Source organism: Dactylosporangium sp. NPDC048998 (genome assembly GCF_043197855.1).
Lineage (GTDB): Bacteria > Actinomycetota > Actinomycetes > Mycobacteriales > Micromonosporaceae > Dactylosporangium.
In genome coordinates this window covers 1-1,169 of record NZ_JBICTV010000108.1, presented here as the reverse complement: position 1 = coordinate 1,169, position 1,169 = coordinate 1, and the positions used below count along the sequence as shown (strand labels likewise).

Sequence of the window (1,169 nt, the reverse complement as noted above, 5' to 3'; positions counted from 1 at the left end):
GTGCCGCGTGCTGGACAGGTGAAAGCGCCGCTTGGTGAGCGGTTGTCGGATCGGATTGCGGTCGGGTTGTTGACCTCGACGTTTCCGCCGGAGTTGGTGGATCGGGTGGTCGCTGAGGCGGGTCGTACGCAGCAGCGCAGCCGGTTGTTGCCGGCGCGGGTGGTGGTCTACTACGTCCTTGCCATGTGTCTGTTCTTCGGTCAGGGCTATGAAGAGGTGGCCCGATTGCTGACCGAGGGGTTGGGCTGGGCGCGTAGCTGGCGGGGTTCGTGGCAGGTGCCGACCACAGCGGCGATCACCCGGGCCCGGGTCCGGTTGGGGCCGGAGCCGATCAAGGCGTTGTTCGCCGCGGTGTGCCGGCCGGTGGCCACCCCGGCGACGGTCGGTGCCTTCTACCGGGGATGGCGTCTGGTCGCGGTGGACGGCACCACCTTCGATCTGCCCGACACAGTGTCCAATGTGGACTTCTTCGGCCGGCCGGGTTCGGGCCGCGGCAACGGCAGCGGCGCCTACCCGCAGGCGCGGGTCACGGCGATGGCTGAATGCGGCACCCACGCCGTCTTCGCCGCCACCACCGGGCCACTGTCCACCCATGAGACCGTCCTGGCCCGGCAGCTGTTCGGCGCGCTGAGTCCGGGCATGCTGCTGCTGGCCGATCGGGGATTCCTCAGCTTCGACCTGTGGCGGGAAGCCGCCGCGACCGGCGCGGACCTGCTCTGGCGGGTCAAGTCCGTCGCTGTGCTGCCCGTGATCGAGCAACTGAGCGACGGCTCATACCTGTCGCACATCTTCGCCGCACGCGACAGGCGCCACACCGACCCGATCACCGTGCGGGTGGTCGAATACACCATGCCCGGTCAGGCCACCGTCTACCGGCTGATCACCACCATCCTGGACCCGGCCGCCGCCCCGGCGCTGGACCTGGCCGCGCTCTACACCCAACGCTGGGAGATCGAAACATCCCTCGACGAGCTGAAAACCCATCAAGGCCAACCCGGCATGGTCCTGCGATCACAGACCCCGACCGGGGTCGAGCAGGAGATCTACGGCTTCCTCCTCGTGCACTACGCCATACGCAGCTTGATGCACCACGCCGCCACCGGCGCCGACATCGACCCCGACCAGGTGTCCTTCACCCGCACCCTGCGCCTCGTCCGCCGCCAGGTCAC

Annotated in this window: 1 protein-coding gene; it reads left to right on the top strand. The window is 68.6% G+C overall.

The window, feature by feature from the left end:
- On the top strand, positions 1–1,169 hold a 1,169-nt coding region (locus tag ACGFI8_RS48050), incomplete at both ends, for an IS4 family transposase (protein WP_392815843.1).